At 44.5% G+C, this 18286-nt stretch carries 19 protein-coding genes; 14 read left to right on the forward strand and 5 right to left on the reverse strand.

Features of this window, described 5'->3' with window-relative positions; translation table 11 throughout:
* Positions 1-245 precede the first annotated feature (245 nt).
* Genes VK541_RS17145 through mazG form a run of 4 tightly spaced genes read left to right on the forward strand, consistent with a single transcriptional unit; the run spans position 246 to position 3460 of the window.
* Entirely contained in the window at positions 246-1199 is a 954-nt protein-coding gene (locus VK541_RS17145; protein WP_324371561.1) for an aldo/keto reductase, read from the forward strand.
* A 19-nt stretch (positions 1200-1218) separates the two neighbouring features.
* Complete coding sequence (locus VK541_RS17150; RefSeq protein WP_324371562.1) at positions 1219-2331, forward strand: AI-2E family transporter; 1113 nt, start codon at positions 1219-1221, stop codon at positions 2329-2331.
* Positions 2332-2631, forward strand: coding sequence for a hypothetical protein (locus tag VK541_RS17155; RefSeq protein ID WP_324371563.1), 300 nt, complete (start codon positions 2332-2334; stop codon positions 2629-2631).
* A 22-nt stretch (positions 2632-2653) separates the two neighbouring features.
* Positions 2654-3460, forward strand: a complete 807-nt coding sequence (mazG, locus tag VK541_RS17160) for a nucleoside triphosphate pyrophosphohydrolase (protein ID WP_324371564.1) — start codon at positions 2654-2656, stop codon at positions 3458-3460.
* 14 nt (positions 3461-3474) lie between these two features.
* Here the strand turns inward: mazG and efp are convergent, their stop codons facing one another.
* The gene (efp, locus tag VK541_RS17165; RefSeq protein WP_324371566.1) at positions 3475-4035 is read right to left on the reverse strand and encodes an elongation factor P; all 561 of its coding nucleotides are present in this window, start codon (positions 4033-4035) and stop codon (positions 3475-3477) included.
* 127 nt (positions 4036-4162) lie between these two features.
* Between efp and VK541_RS17170 the strand changes: the two genes are divergently transcribed.
* The 5 genes from VK541_RS17170 (at position 4163) to VK541_RS17190 (ending at position 6652) form a co-directional block, all read left to right on the forward strand.
* On the forward strand, positions 4163-4786 hold the full coding sequence (locus tag VK541_RS17170; protein ID WP_324371567.1) for a M23 family metallopeptidase: 624 nt from the start codon (positions 4163-4165) through the stop codon (positions 4784-4786).
* A gap of 101 nt (positions 4787-4887) precedes the next feature.
* Positions 4888-5211 (forward strand): metalloregulator ArsR/SmtB family transcription factor, encoded by a 324-nt coding sequence (locus VK541_RS17175; RefSeq protein WP_324371568.1) that lies wholly within the window; start codon positions 4888-4890, stop codon positions 5209-5211.
* Positions 5212-5217: 6 nt separating this feature from the next.
* A complete protein-coding gene (locus VK541_RS17180) occupies positions 5218-5685 on the forward strand; it encodes an SRPBCC family protein (protein WP_324371569.1) in 468 nt (155 codons plus the stop codon).
* 3 nt (positions 5686-5688) lie between these two features.
* A complete protein-coding gene (locus VK541_RS17185; protein WP_324371570.1) occupies positions 5689-6075 on the forward strand; it encodes a DoxX family protein in 387 nt (128 codons plus the stop codon).
* Between the two features lie 10 nt (positions 6076-6085).
* Complete coding sequence (locus tag VK541_RS17190) at positions 6086-6652, forward strand: DUF4256 domain-containing protein (protein WP_324371571.1); 567 nt, start codon at positions 6086-6088, stop codon at positions 6650-6652.
* A 14-nt stretch (positions 6653-6666) separates the two neighbouring features.
* Here VK541_RS17190 and VK541_RS17195 read toward each other — a convergent pair whose 3' ends face one another.
* Positions 6667-7971, reverse strand: a complete 1305-nt coding sequence (locus tag VK541_RS17195; protein ID WP_324371572.1) for a DEAD/DEAH box helicase — start codon at positions 7969-7971, stop codon at positions 6667-6669.
* Between the two features lie 376 nt (positions 7972-8347).
* Between VK541_RS17195 and VK541_RS17200 the strand changes: the two genes are divergently transcribed.
* Complete coding sequence (locus VK541_RS17200; RefSeq protein ID WP_324371573.1) at positions 8348-9175, forward strand: murein L,D-transpeptidase catalytic domain family protein; 828 nt, start codon at positions 8348-8350, stop codon at positions 9173-9175.
* Between the two features lie 47 nt (positions 9176-9222).
* Here the strand turns inward: VK541_RS17200 and VK541_RS17205 are convergent, their stop codons facing one another.
* Positions 9223-10758 (reverse strand): L,D-transpeptidase family protein, encoded by a 1536-nt coding sequence (locus VK541_RS17205; RefSeq protein WP_324371574.1) that lies wholly within the window; start codon positions 10756-10758, stop codon positions 9223-9225.
* 45 nt (positions 10759-10803) lie between these two features.
* On the opposite strand from VK541_RS17205, the gene VK541_RS17210 reads away from it, so the two are divergent.
* The 4 genes from VK541_RS17210 (at position 10804) to VK541_RS17225 (ending at position 14194) form a co-directional block, all read left to right on the forward strand.
* Positions 10804-12126, forward strand: coding sequence for a MutS-related protein (locus tag VK541_RS17210; protein ID WP_324371575.1), 1323 nt, complete (start codon positions 10804-10806; stop codon positions 12124-12126).
* A 51-nt stretch (positions 12127-12177) separates the two neighbouring features.
* Positions 12178-12447, forward strand: a complete 270-nt coding sequence (locus VK541_RS17215; RefSeq protein ID WP_324371576.1) for a 4a-hydroxytetrahydrobiopterin dehydratase — start codon at positions 12178-12180, stop codon at positions 12445-12447.
* Between the two features lie 58 nt (positions 12448-12505).
* Positions 12506-13291, forward strand: coding sequence for a hypothetical protein (locus tag VK541_RS17220; protein WP_324371577.1), 786 nt, complete (start codon positions 12506-12508; stop codon positions 13289-13291).
* Positions 13292-13399: 108 nt separating this feature from the next.
* Positions 13400-14194, forward strand: a complete 795-nt coding sequence (locus VK541_RS17225; protein WP_324371578.1) for an SDR family oxidoreductase — start codon at positions 13400-13402, stop codon at positions 14192-14194.
* Positions 14195-14263: 69 nt separating this feature from the next.
* Here the strand turns inward: VK541_RS17225 and VK541_RS17230 are convergent, their stop codons facing one another.
* Positions 14264-15868, reverse strand: a complete 1605-nt coding sequence (locus VK541_RS17230) for a RagB/SusD family nutrient uptake outer membrane protein (RefSeq protein ID WP_324371580.1) — start codon at positions 15866-15868, stop codon at positions 14264-14266.
* Positions 15869-15879: 11 nt separating this feature from the next.
* A partial coding sequence (locus VK541_RS17235; protein WP_324371582.1) for a SusC/RagA family TonB-linked outer membrane protein occupies positions 15880-18286 on the reverse strand: 2407 nt, incomplete at its 5' end.

An 18286-nucleotide genomic window follows, 5' to 3' on the forward strand; every position in this document is an offset into this window, starting at 1 on the left:
CTGTTCTGCAAGAGCTACAATATATTTGATTAAACGCTTATCAAAACATTGGTTCTTATTTGTCCTTTCTGTGAAAATGAATTCTGTTTCTTTTGTTTCCATACACTGTTTTTAGTGTATAGCTCTTTTAGGAATCGACAACAACCGCAACCAGGTTCTCTTGAACTCTTTACAAATGACGGACACAATGCCTAAACATCTTCAGCCCTAATATTGTTAAGCTTTCATTACAAACCTCAATCCCTATGAACAAAATACAATTGGGCAACTCAGATTTACAGGTATACCCCATCGCCTTTGGCGGAAATGTTTTTGGCTGGACCACCGATGAGGCCAGATCATTTGAGATACTGGACGGCTTCACTGATGCCGGCTTTAACTTAATAGACACCGCAGATGTATATTCTGCATGGGTGCCGGGCAACAATGGCGGCGAATCAGAAACCATTATCGGCAACTGGATGCAGCAAAGAAAGGACCGCAAAAAAGTGATCATCGCTACCAAAGTAGGTGCAGGCATGGGGCCTGGCAAAAAAGGCCTGTCCAAAAAATACATCATCCAGGCCGCTGAAGATTCCCTGAAAAGACTAAAAACGGATTACATAGACTTATACCAGTCCCATTACGATGATCCGGATACACCGATACAGGAAACTCTCGAAGCCTATGACGAACTGATCAGATCAGGAAAAGTAAGGTGGATAGGCGCTTCCAATATGTCACCGGAACGACTGATCCAGTCACTGGAACTGGCAAACAAGCTCAACCTGCCCAAATACCAGACCCTGCAGCCTGAATATAACCTGTACCAGCGCGAGGGCTATGAAAGCAATTATGAACAGATTGTACTCGACAATCAATTGGGTGTAATCAGTTATTACTCACTGGCCAGCGGATTTCTGACCGGAAAGTACCGTTCTGAGGAAGACCTGGATAAAAGCCAGCGGGGCGGCGCCGTAAAAAACTTCCTGAATGAAAGGGGTTCCAGGATACTCAAAGCACTAGATGAAGTTTCTGAACAATACAGTGCCGACCAGGCCAGTGTTGCCCTCGCCTGGCTCATTGCCCGCCCCTCGGTCACTGCACCGATAGCAAGTGTAACCAGCCTGGAGCAGCTAAAAGATCTGGTCAGGGCGGCAGAATTGAAATTAAATACAGAAGATATTGCTATATTAGATGATGCCAGTGCATGGAAGTAATTCATGCAGCATCTGACCTATGAACCAACCCTCCACCCCATTTTACACCAGGCTTGCCATGGTGTTGTTTTCCATCATCTGCATTGGATACCTAGCCATTTTGGGTCAGACACTCCTTGCCCCCCTGCTCACTTCTTTTCTACTGGCGCTATTGCTCTTGCCACTTGCCAATTACCTGGAAAAGAAATGCCGCTTAAAAAGAAGCCTCGCATCGATCATCTCCGTGGTGCTGATGATCGCCCTGCTGTCAGGTATCCTGTATTTTTTAGCCAATCAGCTGACCGACCTCTGGCAGGACTGGCCGCTGCTGAAAAAGCAGGCCGAAATCTCTTTTCATGATGTGCAAAACTGGATCTCCCACACCTTTCACATCAACACCCACAAGCAGATAGATTACCTTAAGGACAGCGCGACCAGTGCCCTGGCTACCAGCGCAACAGTATTGGGTGCCACATTACTCACCCTTTCCTCCACCCTGCTGTTCCTTTCCTTCCTGCTGCTATTTACTTTTTTCATCCTCAACTACCGGGGCACGCTTTTCAGGTTCCTCACCTCAGTATTTGCAGATGAACATACCGAAAAAGTAAGCGAAATTGTAAGGCACATCCAGTACATCATCAAAAAATACATTACGGGGCTGTTCATTCAAATGATCATTGTCACTGCCCTGATGATCTTTGTGCTCTGGATCCTCAGCGTTAAATATGCAGTGTTGCTTGGCCTCATCGCAGGCATATTCAACATCATTCCCTACATCGGCATCTTTAGTGCCCTGCTGATCAGCGCACTCATTACCTTCGCCACAGCCGGGGCAGCCAAAATGCTGCTGGTCATCGTCGCCTTCCTGTGCGTTCATACTGTAGACGGCAATGTACTGATGCCGCTGGTAGTCGGCTCTAAAGTCAAGATCAATGCACTTTTCGCCTTTATAGGCATTGTGGTAGGTGAAATGATCTGGGGCATATCGGGCATGTTCCTTTGCATTCCTTACCTGGCCATGCTCAAGATCATATTTGACCGCGTCGATCCGCTGAAACCCTGGGGAATACTGCTGGGCGGAGAAGAAAAACCCCATAAAAAACGAAAGGTCTACCGCCTTACCAAAAAGATCAAACTCGAAGAACAGGAATAAATGGCCGATAAAAGATCACCGCACATCCTCAATACCTCGGCCAACCTGCTTGGTCTTTGCTTTATTGTGCTCACTTCCATCAAAGTATCCAAGATGGGCGATGTGAGCATCATCGACGAAACTACTGCCGTAGCCATCGTACTATTCATGACCAGCTGTATCTTTTCTTTCCTGGCCATGAGAAAAGATGCAGAATCTACCAATAACCGTTTAGAAAAACTGGCAGATGTCTTATTTTTATCCGGATTGATTGTCCTTTTTTTAACGACAATGATCATTACCTTTAACATCATTAAATAAAACATCAAAATAAAGCTTCATAATGCCCAACAATATACCTCCGGTTACCGCAGCAGACCCCTCAACAGCTTTTCAAAGATTACTGACCGTACTGGATACCTTGCGCACAGAATGCCCCTGGGATAAAAAACAGACCATGGAAACCCTGCGCCACCTGACCATCGAAGAGACCTATGAACTGTCTGATGCCATATTGGAAGGCGACCTGCAGGAAGTTAAAAAAGAGTTGGGCGACGTGATGATGCACCTGGTATTTTATGCCCGCATCGCTTCAGAGACCAATGATTTTACGATCGTAGATGTACTCAATGGCGTATGTGACAAACTGATCAGCCGCCACCCGCACATTTATGGCGATGTCGAAGTGCAGGATGAACATGATGTAAAGCGCAACTGGGAAAAGCTGAAACTGAAAGAAGGCAATAAATCTGTGCTCGCAGGCGTACCCGCAGGACTGCCCTCATTGGTAAAGGCCAGCCGCATCCAGGAAAAAGCACGTGGTGTGGGCTTTGACTGGGACAACAAAGAACAGGTCTGGGAAAAAGTAGAAGAAGAACTGCAGGAGTTTAAAGAAGAGTACAATACGGTGAGTGGCGCGGAGATCGACATAGAGAAAGCTGAAGGGGAATTCGGAGATTTGTTGTTTTCCCTGATCAACTATGCACGTTTCATCAACATCAATCCGGAGAATGCACTGGAGAAAACCAATAAGAAATTCATTAAGCGCTTTCAGTATTTGGAAAGCAAGGCCAAAGAAAATGGTAAAGCGCTTCAGGACATGACACTTGCCGAGATGGATGTTTATTGGAATGAGGCCAAGAAATTGTAAAGAACTATTGCAACCTATTTCACCCGCTCTACATAGTCTCCGGTACGGGTGTCTATTTTGATTTTATCACCCTGATTTACAAATAAAGGCACTCTGATTTCAATACCATTTTCAGTCGTCGCCAACTTCTGTGCGCCTGATGAAGTATCTCCTTTTACAGCCGGCTCGGCATACGTAATTTCCAGCTCTACAAAATTTGGTGCCTGGGCCATGATGGGCTCTTCACTTTCAAAAGATACAATGACGTCCATACCTTCTTTCAGGAATTTTGCAGCCGGTCCGAATAGTGATTTAGGAATATTAAATTGTTCGAAAGAGACGTTATCCATGACTACAAAATAATCGCCGTCTTCATACAAATATTGAAAATCGTTGGTTTCTACCCGGCAAATTTCGATCTGCTCATCGGTTCCCAACCGGGCTTCCACAATTCTTCCCGTTTTGATATTGCGAAATTTACCTAAGTAAAAAGCTCCCCCTTTACCTGGTGTACGGTGCATTAGCTCTATAATTGTCACCAGCTCACCATTGTACCTTAAAATGTTTCCTACTTTCGCTTCAGATGTCTTTGCCATGTATGTTATTGTAAAAATTGAGCACAAATATATATTCTTTTTGGGTATGTCAGCTATGCTTCTTGTGCTATTGACTATTCTTGTATATTAGTAAATACAATGCCTCTGTAAACTAATTTGCTAAATCATGAACACCTTGCTCTTACATCTCTTTTTACTCACCACGTTTACCAACCCGACTATTGAAAGTGACAAAGCAAGATGGAAACCCTATTATCTGGATGCCGCGCCGAATGGTACAGCGGCAAATTGGTTTCTGCCTTTCGATGTGGCCAATCGCAAGGATCTGAAGCAGATCAAAGTAATCAGCATATTTGGTGATCACCGGGACAGTTTTCTGAAAGGCCATATTCATACAGCTATCGACATCAATCCTCTCAAGCCTAAAGATAAATTGGTACCTGTATATGCTATGGCTGCAGGTATCGTATGTTCGGTTCATTTAGCTGAAAACCAGAAAACGGTAGTGGTAAGACATAAACTTGCAGACGGCAGCACCATGTTCACTTCCTACAAGCATTTGAAAGAAGCATACGTGCAGCAGGGTCAGCAGGTGGACCAAAAGACAAAACTGGCCAGGTTATTTACAGTGCAGGAATCAAAAAAGTACGGCGGCGACTACCATCATCTTCATTTGGAGATCCGCAAGGCCTTTGACGATTATGGCTGCGCCAGTTGGCTTACGATGAATAAGCAGCAGTTAAACCTAAGATTTTATAACCCGCTGACGTTCCTTAAAGAGAAGCTTTAAATGTTTGGTTGTGATTGATCAAACGCATCCGCGATAAAAAATGCAAAAATATTTGCGTAGTTAAATAACTACATATATATTTGTAGTCAAATAACTACATAATGAATTTAAGACGAGATGTATTTCAAGCCATAGCGGACCCGACAAGACGGGCTATCCTTATGCTGGTTGCGTCGCAATCCATGACCGCCGGTGTTATAGCTGCGAATTTCGATACAGCGAGACCGACAGTTTCAAAACACCTGCAAATACTGACTGAGTGCGAATTGCTTAAACAAGAGCAAACCGGGAGGGAGATCTATTATCACCTTAATGCAAAAAAGATGAAAGAAGTAGCTGACTTTATCGAACCATTTCGCCAAATGTGGGATGACAGATTTAATAAACTGGAAGCCATTATGAAAACATACAAACCAAATGAATAGAACAGTATGGAAAGAAAAACTAAAATCGAGGCCGGAGAGGGCAAACAGGAATTGGTGATTACCAGGGAATTTGATTTGCCTTTGGAATTGCTTTTTAAGGCTTACGTAACACCTGAAATTGTCGAGCAATGGATGGGTACAAAAGTACTGAAACTGGAAAATAAAAAGCACGGCAGTTATCAGTTTGAAACGTCCGATCCTAAAGGCAACGTGGCATTTCTGGCCAGCGGGGTAATCCATGACTTTGTTCCCAACCAGAAAATCACCCGGACGTTTGAAATGGAAAATACGCCATTTGCACCTCAGCTTGAGTTTTTGGAATTTGAAACACTCACTGAAGGGAGCAGCCGGCTCACTATGCATATCGTGTATAAGTCAGTTGCCCTCAGAGACCAAATATTGCAGCTGCCCTTTGCTCAGGGCATCAATATGGCACATAACAGATTGCAGGATATTGTAAGCAAACTAAAATAATACATGATGTCAAAGAGAAACAAAATTATCTATTGGATCGCTACCGTTTGGCTGGCATTAGGAATGCTATCGACCGGAATAGTACAGTTAATTAAAATGAAGGAAGAAGTAGCCATGATGATAAAATTGGGTTATCCTGTCTATCTCTTAACCATTCTTGGCATCTGGAAAATACTGGGCGTTGTGGCAGTGCTTATTCCTAAGTTTCCTTTATTAAAGGAATGGGCTTATGCAGGCTTTTTCTTTGCGATGTCAGGTGCCGTATTTTCTCACCTTGCCGTTGGCGATGGTGCCAAAGAATTTTTTGGACCAACTTTATTGCTGGCCCTGACTTTTGTATCCTGGTATTTCAGACCTGCGGACCGGAAAATCATTTCAGTTAACCAATAAAATTATAAACATGAAAAGCAATAAAAAAGAGCTGTTGCCGGAACAACGTGAGGAACTGCTCAAAACCCTGAAAGACCGTTTTGAAAAAAACATGAACCGCCATAAGGGTGTGGAATGGACCAAAGTGCAGGCAAAGCTGGAAGCCAATGCCGGAAAACTGTGGTCGCTGGATGACATGGAGACCACGGGCGGTGAACCTGATGTGGTGGGTTATGATCAAAAGACAGACCAATACATTTTCTACGATTGCGCTGCTGAAAGCCCTAAGGGCCGCAGAAGTATTTGCTACGATCATGAAGCACTGGAGTCAAGGAAAGAGCATAAGCCTGGAAATAGTGCAATTGGAATGGCCACTGAGATGGGCATTGAGATTTTAGATGAAGAACAATACCGGGAGCTGCAGCAATTTGGAAAGTTTGACACGAAAACCTCGAGCTGGATAAAAACACCTGCCGGAATTAGAAAACTGGGCGGCGGCATCTTTGCCGATTACCGTTACGGAACTATCTTCGTGTATCACAATGGTGCAGAATCTTACTATGCAGCCAGGGGGTTCCGCGGCGCGCTCAGGGTCTAGCTGGCCACGCCCGACTAACCGTGCTTTTTCTTCATGGTCATCTTGGCTTTCTGCCCTATGCCGTAATTGTAAGTCTTTGCATTGCTTTCTTTTTTATCATGAAATGCACCGCCGCCTTTTGGCGCGTCCAGACTGTCTTCTTTTACAGTTTTGACCTTTGCAGGCTTCGCAGCTTTCTCGATGATCAGGTCCTCAGGCAGGTCCATTACCGGAATTTTGAAACCGATCGATGCTTCGATCTTGCGGAGCTCTACCAGTTCCATATCAGTAGCAAAAGTAATAGCGACCACTTCCTCTTCACCCGATTTTACCACACGGCTCAGGAACTGTTCTTTCTTTTCCGGAATTTCAAAATGAAAGATAAAAGGGATACTGGAAAGGTCCAGCGGAGCCGCGGAAGCAGCCAGGCCTTCATTGGCCACGATCAGCACCCTCGCCCCGGGCGTATCTTTAAAATCTTCGATATGATCAAAACCTTCTTCGTCAAAAAACAAGGGATTGAGTACAGATATAGTGCCGGGCTTGTACGAAACAAGTGTTTGATTTAGCTTTTGAGCAGTAAGGCGGCTGTTTACAAATACCACCACTTTTTCAAATACCTCGTCATCACGCAGCAGCGAATCCAGCAAACTGATCTTGGTCTTAAAATTAGGGACCTGGTACAGCAGCAATTCATGGGTCACAGCTTTACTTTCCCCAAGTTCTTCGACTTCAAGCGTCACCGGAAAATTCATAAACTGGTCGATCATCAGGTTCAGTTTATCATGGACCACAGTAGTAAAGATCAGGTGCTGAACTTTACCGGCACTTCTTGCCAGTTCCGCAACAGGCAATTGCATACCCTGCTTTACGATCAGTTCCGCATCGTCAACAATAAAGATCTGCAGCCTGTTCAGGTTCAGGCCCAGTTTCAGGTAAACCGCACGTGCCCTTGGCGGTGTAGCTACCACGATGTCTATCCCTTCCAAAAGTTCAAGCACAGTTTCTTCCATACCTCCTGTGCCATAAAGACCCATGATGCGCAGGTTCCTGTTGCCGCTCAGCGTCCTGAACTGATCAATCACCGCAAGCACGCGCTCCTGATCCGGAACCAGGATCAGTACTTTTGGCGCCTCATCCGTACTGTATTTTAGTTTCATCAAAACCCCAAGCACATAGGTGGTGGTCTTACCGCTCCCTTCAGGGCCTACGGCAATAATGTCCTGTCCGCCTATTATTCTCGACATAGTTTTAGCCTGGATCTCTTTGGCAGAGATGTATCCGGCGTCCGTCATAGCCGAAATTAATGGCTTGCTTAGTTTCAATTTATCTAACGACACAGTTCTTTTATTTTATTGCTGACGCAAATTTAACGATCCTGCAAAGCTAGCTAAAATTTTTGCAATCAATTTGCTGAAGACTGCGCGCCTGCCTAACCCATCAGTGTAATGTAGTCCTCCTGCAATAGAGACGGAAATAGTTAAGAATTGTCAGGTTTGTACAACCGGGAATAAAAGTCAAAAACCTCGCTGACACATTGCAATAGCCATTTTTAAGTCATTTACAAGTAATAGATTAAAAATGAGTTCCTTAGGTAAATCTGTTTGAGTATCTTTGTGGAAGTTTTAACAGCAATAATTAAACAAATCAAATACGAGCATACTAAACTTATTAAATTAACGTAATATTATAGCTAACGCTTTTAACCAAATCAGGATGAGAAGATACATTTTAGGAATAGCAGGATTAATTTTAGTTTCATTTGCACTAACCTTTATCAGTTGGACACCGAACAACCTCAGCACATCTGCGCAAACTGAAAACACAAAACATAATATAAATTTATCTGAAGATACGCTGTACAATTCTTATTTACAGAAGATTTACGACAGCGCCCACCTGGCCCAGAGCGGGTTGAACATCAACGTTTTTGAAAAAGCCGTAACCGGATTTTACAACCTGAAAAACTCAGGTAAAGTCAGTTCCGAAAAATCCGTGCTGACCATTGCCGACATGGACATGAACAGTACTCAAAAACGTCTGTGGATCGTGGATCTTGATAAAAAAGAATTGCTCCTGAATACCTGGGTAGCCCATGGGCAGCGCAGCGGAGCAGATAAAGCAGTAAAATTTTCCAATACCAATGACTCTTTTCAAAGCAGCATCGGCTTTTATGTAACGGGTGAGACCTATAACGGTCAGCATGGCCGTTCCCTGAGACTGGATGGCATGGATGATGGCTTTAACGACAATGCCCGCAAGAGATCTATCGTGGTACATGGCGCAAATTATGTAAGTCAGGGAACGATAAATGCGCTGGGCAGGTTAGGCCGCAGCCAGGGCTGCCCTGCAGTAGCGCCGGAGCTGGCCAATAAAGTGATCAATACCATTGGAGGCAAAACTGTGCTGTTCATCAATTCGAGCGCACAGGATTATACTTCTAAATATCTGGACGAGCACCTGGCGGCAACATTGGCGCAAAGCACGGGAGCGGAAAATACAGATCAGCAGATCGCTGAAACTATTGATTCTTTAGATCTATAATCTTTCAGCACTATATGACAGAACGCTTATTGATAAGCTGGACTGGTCTAACTTGACTTGATCCTTTCCAGGTAAGAATACAGCACGATATCCTGTCCGTAGATGTCTTTTCTAAACTGCAGCACCCCGTTTTCATCTGCCCAGCAGGTAAAATAAGTCAGGTACACAGCAACTTTATCTGGCAGAGCAATATCCCTGGCCGTCTGCGCAGCAGTCTGGGCCATCTCTTTTTTGATCAGCTCAAATTTATCGCCCTCTCCAAAAAGCACACGGGCCAGTTCCAGCGGCTTTTCCACACGAACGCAGCCGTGGCTAACCGCTCTTACAGGCAGTTTAAAAGCTTCCTTTGCAGGCGTATCGTGCAAATAAACAGAACTCTCATTGTCAAATAAAAACTTGATCTTACCCAATGAATTGTCATTCCCGGAACGCTGCCTGAAGGTGTAGACCTTTCCGGCACCGGCAGCACTCCAGTCAATGGTTTCCGGGTCTTCGATCAGTTTGCCATCCAGGTATACATCAATATTATTATTGGCCAGGTAATACCGGTCAGCCGCTGCATATTTAGTAATCTCTTTAGTAGCAATGCTTTCGGGAATATTCCAGACCGGGTTGACCTGCACACTGTGGATCATACTGCCAAGCTGGGGTGTTTCCCGGTTAAAAGGCCTGTCTTTTTTCAGGTCATCCTCATCGTATTCCTTCAGCTGATCCGTCGCTTTTATCTTCCGGCCCTCTCCCACACAGACCTTCATGTTCATGACAGACTTCCCATTTTCAATGACATCGAGCCTGTAATCAGGAATATTGACCAAAACCAGTTTTTTATCACTATTCCTGTTTTTCCACCGCAGACGCTCCATGTTCACTTCCAGAACACGTGCGGTTTCCTCTTTGCTCATCCCCGGTGCGGTCAGGCCTTCGGCCAATGCTTTTTGCAAGGTCAGGTAAGATTTACTTTTAGGCTGAATGCTGTCCAGGTAAACTTTCAGATCCTTAACGGCAAAAACAGACATCACTCCGGCGCTGTCCGGTCTTTTGGTCCTGGTATAATATTGGGCATAGATCTTCCTTGGGCTTACTATTCCATATTGAAGTGCGTTGCTGTAGCCGATCAGCGAATTGGCAGTCGCGAGTTCCAGCTCGGCAATGATCTGATAAGCTTCCTCAACAGTTTTAATCGCTTTCTTGTCATAAATCTCACCGATCAGCCTGGCAAACTGGTCCGCGCCAAACATTTCAGGTGAAAGACCATGAGCTCCCGCCTTATTTAAATGACTTTCGAGCACCTTTAAACCCTTCTTTGGCAGGTGCTGCATCAGTAATACAGGATCGTAATCATTGCCTTCATAAAAAGCGGCGATCAGTTTTGGGTTACCCAATCCCGATTTCTTATCCGCCAGTACTTGTTTGAACACACTGGCAAAAGCATCATTTTCGATTTTTTTAAAGACTTTATTTTTCGTTTCCTTAAAAAGCTCTTTACCGATCTCTGATTTACTTTTTCTACAGGACTGAAAGGTAAAAACAATGGCGAAAGCCAATAACAACGCACATCTTAAACGACATTTAACATTAACCATATTGCTCTAATAAAATTTAGCGCAATTTTGTTTTATCTTTCATCAATGAACGGCTTCATCATTGATCAGCAAACCCTCCGGGACCTGAACGTATTCTCAGAAACATCCAATTCTGTATTCCATATTTTTAAAGGTACCCGGACCCTTGGCGGCAGAGAAAAACTGCGGGAAATGATGTCAAATCCTTCAACAGACATAGATCTCCTTACCCGCAGAAGTGAAGCGATCAGGTATTTTTCTGACCGTAAACTTGTTATCGACATCAGGAACGAAGAGCTTGACCTGATAGAGTTCTATCTCAAATCGACTAAAAGAAAATCAAAGGGCAACCTGATAGATGCGGTGTCAGACTATGTAACCAGGAATTCGAGCAATGACTATTACATCATCAAAACCGGGCTCAAATACCTCCTTAGACTGACAAGATATATGCAGCAGCTTATAGAGGACAACCAAACTGAGCAGCTCCCGGATTATTTAAACACCGTCTTTATCAGGATCAATGAGATCATCACGAACGGGTTGTTGGCACAGACCTCAAAGCTCAATGAAAATAACCTGAAATTCTACCAGGTAAACTGGCTGGATGGGACATTCCGGGGCAAGGAAAAGGAAAGCATAAGGGAAATGCTGCAGCTTGTTTACGAGCTGGATGTATTTGAATATGTGTCTCTAACCGCCATAAATAGAGGTTTCTGCTTTCCAAAATACACCAGCGAACTCAATTTAAAGTTCAATGTAACCGGCCTGTTTCATCCCGGCATTAAAAACCCGGTTAAAAATGATGTGGCCTTTGACCGTAACAAGAACATGGTCTTTCTTACCGGATCAAATATGGCCGGCAAGTCGTCCTTGCTGAAGTCACTCGGACTGGCCATATACCTGTCACATATTGGTTTTCCTGTACCAGCAGACGCCATGGAAACGACGATTTTTAACGGTTTAATCACCACCATAAACCTGCCCGACAACATCAATGACGGACTGAGCCATTATTACAGTGAAGTAAAACGGGTCAAGGAAGTAGCTTTAACGCTGACAGAAAACGACCGTATGTTTGTGATCTTTGATGAGCTGTTCAGGGGTACCAATGTAAAGGATGCCTTTGATGCCTCTTTGCTGATCATCTCCGAACTCGCCTTCATTAGAAATTCTGCGTTTTTTATATCTACGCATATCGTGGAGCTGGCAGCGGAGCTTCAAAAACAGGAAAACCTTTCTTTTCAATATATGGAGACTTTCTTTGAGAACGACAAACCCGTGTTCACCTATAAGTTAGCGGCCGGAATTTCTACAGAACGCCTGGGGATGTACATTGTATTGAATGAAGGTATTGTAGATGCGATCAGGAAAGCAGTTAAAACCTAAACCTGCTTTCATTGTTCTATTAATGCTGCAATTTAGCAGCTGTATAATTTGATGAAAATGGAAAATGTGGTTCAGAAACAATGGGAAGAAATTGATAGAAAGCTCTACAAGGTCCTGCTATTTAAAGATTTCCAGGAAGCTTTCGCATTTATGGTCCGGGTAGCCTTTGTGGCTGAAAAGAACAACCACCATCCAAAGTGGACCAACGAATGGAATAAAGTAGAAATCTGGCTGAGCACACACGATGCCGGAGACATCGTAACGGACAAAGACAGGCAGCTGGCCAAACAGATCGACGAACTGCTGAATCTGACGATATAAGCAGCATAAGCAACACCGGGAAATTTTGAACTGAGCAGATATCATCCTATATTTAGGCATGAACTCCATCCTATTTCACACCCCGGCAATCCTGATCTGCGGGATCCTTTTTATACTTATGATCGCCTTCAACAGGCTCGGATTTTATATCCTGCAAAGGGCGAACCAGGAAGACAGCAATGCTGCTGAAAGCCTGGGTGCGATAGAAGGATCATTATTGGGGTTGCTGGCACTATTGCTTTCCTTTACTTTCAGCATGTCTGCTTCCAAAAGTGATACCCGCAGGCAGATCATTGTACAGGAAGCCAACGACATCGGCACAGCCATTCTCCGCTGTGACCTCTACCCGGACAGTACCCGCAGCAAGCTCAAGCCTCTGTTCGATGACTATTTAAATGCACGGATCTCCTATTACGAAGCCGGAATAGATGAAAACCAGTTAAACCAAAGCCTTCAGCAGTCAAACGATTATTCCGGAAAAATCTGGAAGTCAGTGACCGCATTGTCCCAGAATAAAGACAATGCATTTCGTTCACAACAAATGATCCCCGCACTGAACGCCATGATGGATATCGCAACCACCCGGGATGCCGATCGCAATGCCCATGTCCCGGAATCGATATACTGGCTCCTGTTCCTGCTTACCATAACCGGCAGTTTCATCGTCGGGTACGGCACCAAGGGAAAACGCTTCAACTGGATCATCGTATGCGGCTTTACACTAATGACCGTTATGACCATTTACCTGATCCTGGATCTCGACCGACCAAGAAGAGGAATCATCAATATGGACCAGACCCATCAGAAGATCGTAGAGCTAAAAAGCCTGGTCAAAACGCAGTAATTCCTGACCCGGTTTCCTCAAAGCAAGCCGTCAGACTTATGCCACAATTGCAGGCCCATGAAACATTGTGAATAAGATAGCTGTAGTTTTAAATTATAATTTAAAACTATGGATTTACAACTTCGTAATAAAACAGCTTTCATCAGTGGTTCCACGGCAGGTATTGGCTTTGCAATAGCCCGGAGTTTACTTCAGGAAGGCGCTAAAGTGATCATCAACGGCAGGTCTGAAGAAGGCGTCGCCACTGCGGTAAAAGAACTGCAGCAACTGGTAAAAGGTGCGGATGTTTCTGGTCTGGCGGCAGACTTTTCCAATGCTGAAGAAGTCAATGCGCTGATCGCACAATTGCCTGACATCGATATCCTGGTCAATAATGCCGGAATATTTGAACCCAAACCCTTCGAAGAAATTCCTGACGAAGACTGGTTCCGTTTCTTTGAAGTCAATGTCATGAGCGGCATTCGGTTATCGAGAAGCATCTTTCCAAAAATGCTGGCAAAGAACTGGGGCCGGATCATCTTTATTTCCAGTGAATCCGCGGTGTTTATCCCCGATGAAATGATCCATTATGGCATGACCAAAACCGCACAGCTTGCAGTGAGCAGAGGACTTGCAGAGCTCAGCAAGGGCACCGGCGTTACGGTAAATGCCATTTTACCAGGGCCTACAAAGTCCAAAGGTGTAGGCACTTTTATTGAAGACCTGGCCAAAGCAGGCAACATTTCAACAGATGAAGTTGAAACCGATTTCTTTAAAAACCTAAGACCCACTTCGCTCCTGCAGCGCTTTGCATCTGTTGAAGAGATCGCCAATACTGTAACCTACTACGTAAGTCCGCTGGCATCCGCAACAAATGGAGCCGCAATAAGAGTAGAAGGCGGACTGGTGAGGTCGATCTTATAAACCAGCTGTATTGTAAATTAAAACAACGGGCACATCAGTGCCCGTTGTTTCACACAAGAATAATCTGTTTTAATTATAATTAGGGTTTTGTGTCATTTGCGGATTGGCCAGCAATTCTTTTTGCGGAATAGGCCAGATCATATCTCTGTTAGCATTTGCAGACCTCACTTCAACGTTTACGGGCTGGTTGGTGGCGGGATCAATAGCGCCGTAAACCTGTCCGTTCATCACTTCTTCAAATATCCCCCATCTTCTGATGTCGTAATAACGCACACCTTCAAATGCCAGTTCCACCCTGCGCTCGCGCCTTAACAGTTCACGCAATTTGTCCTGAGTATTATAAACAGTTACGTCCACATTAGGCATAGCAGCCCTGTTCCTGATTTCATTCAGGTATTTAATTACATCAGGGTTATTGTAGTCGCCTGTCTCAACCAATGACTCCACATAATTCAGCAGGACTTCTGCATAACGCATGATCATAAAATCGAGTGTTCTTGAACCAGAGGCGGCAGATTTGTCTTTCGGGTCCAGGTATTTATTGATCCAGAAGCCCGTAGCAGTGGCATCCTGATTGCCAATTTTATCCATACTTGAACTCGCAAACGGGTCCAAAGCTACCCCAGTATAAGTTGTTCCCGGCAATATTACAGAAGCCAGCATCCTTGGGTCCCTGTTGTTATGAAAATTCGGATCTTTGGCATAGATCGCCAGGGAATCAGGCCCAAGCTCCGCAAGTGTTCTGCCCTGTTTTGTCTCGTAAGCATTTACCATTGATGCTGTTGGGGAAACTACTGTTTTTCCGCCTGTCCCCTGCGGCGCGAACGTCAGCCATTGGTTACCGCCAGTCGTGTTTTCTCTGAAAAAGATCCGCTCGTTATTGATCTCACCGGTATAAAGAAAAAGGTCAGCATAACTGTTCTTCACCACGGCACTCTTGCGAAGGCTATACTCTCCCATGTCGATAATTTTTTTGGCGGCTTCTCCTGCCAGTACATAATCTTTGTTATATAAAGCAAATTTAGAGATCAGGCCCCAGCAAGTTGCCGCAGACATGCGCTTAAGGTCTGCGTTGTCCTTATACTTATTCTGAAGGGCACCGCTGTTTGCACATGCCGTCAATTCCGATATCACAAAATCATACACTTCTTTTGCCGTATTTCTTGGCAAATAACTGGTACCAGGAGTTACTGACGCCTTCATGATCGTAATACCGCCAAAAAACATGGACAGTTCCATATGATAGTATGCCCTTAGCGCCCTGGCTTCATTAATATACTGGTTTTTAAGCACCTCCACAGGCATGTAGGCCCGGTCAATATTTTCCAGGAAGCGGTTGGCCCGCCTGATATCCCTGTAATCGTCGTCCCAGATTCCGGTTCCGACACCCCAGCCAGGACCCTGCAACCCCTTCACATAAGATTCATAGTCGCCTCTTAAACTTTGTCTCGCCACGGCATTGTCGCTCATTGCGTCCAAAAATATAAGCTGGCGACCGGAAGAACCGTCAGGAATGCCCGCATAAATAGAATTTAGTGCGTTTGTGACATCAGGCTGCGTATTCCACCAAACTTCATCATCTACATCGGTAGGATTGTCATGGACTAAAAATTTCTTACATCCGCCCGATGTAATTAACAACGCAGCAAATAATAAATAATATATTTTTTTCATATCGATTAGAATTAAAATTTAACACTGAAGCCTACTGTATACAGCTTGACCAGTCCATAAGTCCACTGGTATCCGCGGCTTTCCGGATCGGTAATTTCTACAGAAGTAACGGTAAAAGGGTTCTGCGCATTAAAATACGCCCGGATAGAATTGACCCCCAGTTTCTTTACAAAAGGCGCATTGAAGTTATAGCCCAGCTGGATATATTTAACCCGCATATAAGCACCATTCTGAAACCAAAAATCTGAAGACAGCTTGTTGTTGGCCGGCGCTACATTTAAACGGGGAAAACGAGCGTCTGTATGTTCAGGAGTCCAGTAATTAGCCGCATAATAGGTTGTCGGGACACCGCCGTCTGCACTAAAATCAAGCGGATAAGCAAACATCCCATACAATACTGCGTCAGATTTCCCTGTGCCCTGTATCAAAGCTTCAATATCAAAGTTTTTATACGCCACACTGAAATTGGCGAAATAGTTTAACTGAGGCACAGGATTTCCAATCAGGCCCTGGTCACCAAGACCGATCACTTTATCCCCATCAAGATCCAGATATTTGACGTCACCAGGTTTTGCATTTGGCAAAACAGGTATCAGCGGCTTGCCGGTATTGTCAAAATCACTTGCCTGGAGCAGGCCGTCAGTTCTGTAACCAAAAACACCACCAATAGGACCGCCAACTTTAGAAATCGCAGTGGTGGTCACAATATCCCCGCCCAGAAGTTTCTGTATTTCATTTTTATTATAAGAAAGACCGGGCCTGAATGAAATATGTACATCTTGTCCGATCCTGTCGTTATAATTCAGGGATAGCTCCCATCCCTTGTTCTTTACCTCACCCGCATTGACCGGAACATCCGATTCAAAACCACCAATAAGCGGCAGGGTCGGAGTCAGGATGATATCCTTTGTTAATTTATCATAGTAATCAAATGTCAGCTCCAGCTTGTTATTTTTAAGTAAACCCAGATCCAATCCAATGTCCAGCATATTGACAGATTCCCAGGTAATATTTGGATTGCCATAGGTTGTCTCCACACCATTTGTATTGTTGATTAGCGTCTGGTATCGGTACAAACCGATATTGTCATTACCCAGTTTACCATAAGAAGCACGGATTTTAAAGTTGTTGATCACACGGCTATCCTTCAGGAAATTCTCATTGTGCAGGTTCCAGCCGAGGGCCACAGAAGGGAACACACCAAACTTGTTGCCTGGTCCAAAACGTGAAGAACCATCAGTACGTACCGTACCCTCCAGCAAATATTTGTCTTTGTAAGAATAATTCAGTTTTGCATAACCCGACATGATAGAAAACACATCCCAGGCACCACTATTGTTCTCTTCCTGCGAATAACCTGCCAAAGCAAATATTCGGTGATCGTTGAGGTTAAGGGTGTAATCTGCAGTCAGGCCGGCATAATAATAGGTCGTCCTTGTCAAGACAGTCGCCCTTTGCAAAGCCCATGTCCTGAGCAGATTACCAGTGAAATAATCAAAATGATTAAAATTATCCCTGGTATCCCTGGTCACGTCACTGTTCAAGCGGAAACTAAACTGTCCCTTTAAATTAAAGTTCTTAAACATTTCCCATTTTGGCTGCAAATTGATGCTGGTCTGTCCAAATTCCGCAGCCCTGTTGCCACCAACCTCGGTATAAGCCAGCGGATTTACAATATCCACAAACTGACCATAGAAAGTGCGTCCATCTTTTATAGGAAATTTAGGAATGATCGTAGGCGCAACCCTGTACATGTCTTCCAAAAGACGGTTGCCTGTATTTCCTGTCGCACTCAGCCTGTTAGGCTGTTGCGTGTCCCTTTTAATCGCAAGCAGATCCAAGTTCACCTGGAACTTATCACTTAATGATATTGTGGTATTCGCACGGATATTAAACCGCTTTGAATTGCTCAAGGGAATGATCCCTTTCTGGTAAGTATAATTTCCTGTCAAAGCAAAACGCGCTACACTGCTGCCACCACTTAATGAGAGCGAATTACTGGTGATCGGTGCCGCATCATCAATCAGCATATCCAGCCAGTTGGTATTGGCGAAAGCCTTACCATTATTGGCAACCGGGTCCATGCCATTACGGGTATTGTCAATCTGTTCCTGGGTAAAGGGCAGCTTATTAGCCGGGTTATTGTTATAACTCGCCTCATTATACATCCTCATGTAAGTAGGCGCATCTACTGTATTAGGCAATGCCGAAGCATGCTGCACGCCATAATATCCATCGTAACCAACAGACACCTTTCCCGCAACCCCACGTTTTGTAGTCACAACAATTACACCGTTCGCACCCCTCGATCCATAACTGGATGCAGCCGCAGCATCTTTCAGGACCGTAACACTTTCTACAGTTACGGGATCGATGTAATTCATGTCCATAGGAACCCCGTCAACCAGTACCAGCGGA

The organism is Pedobacter sp. (assembly GCF_035317785.1).
Taxonomy (GTDB): domain Bacteria; phylum Bacteroidota; class Bacteroidia; order Sphingobacteriales; family Sphingobacteriaceae; genus Pedobacter.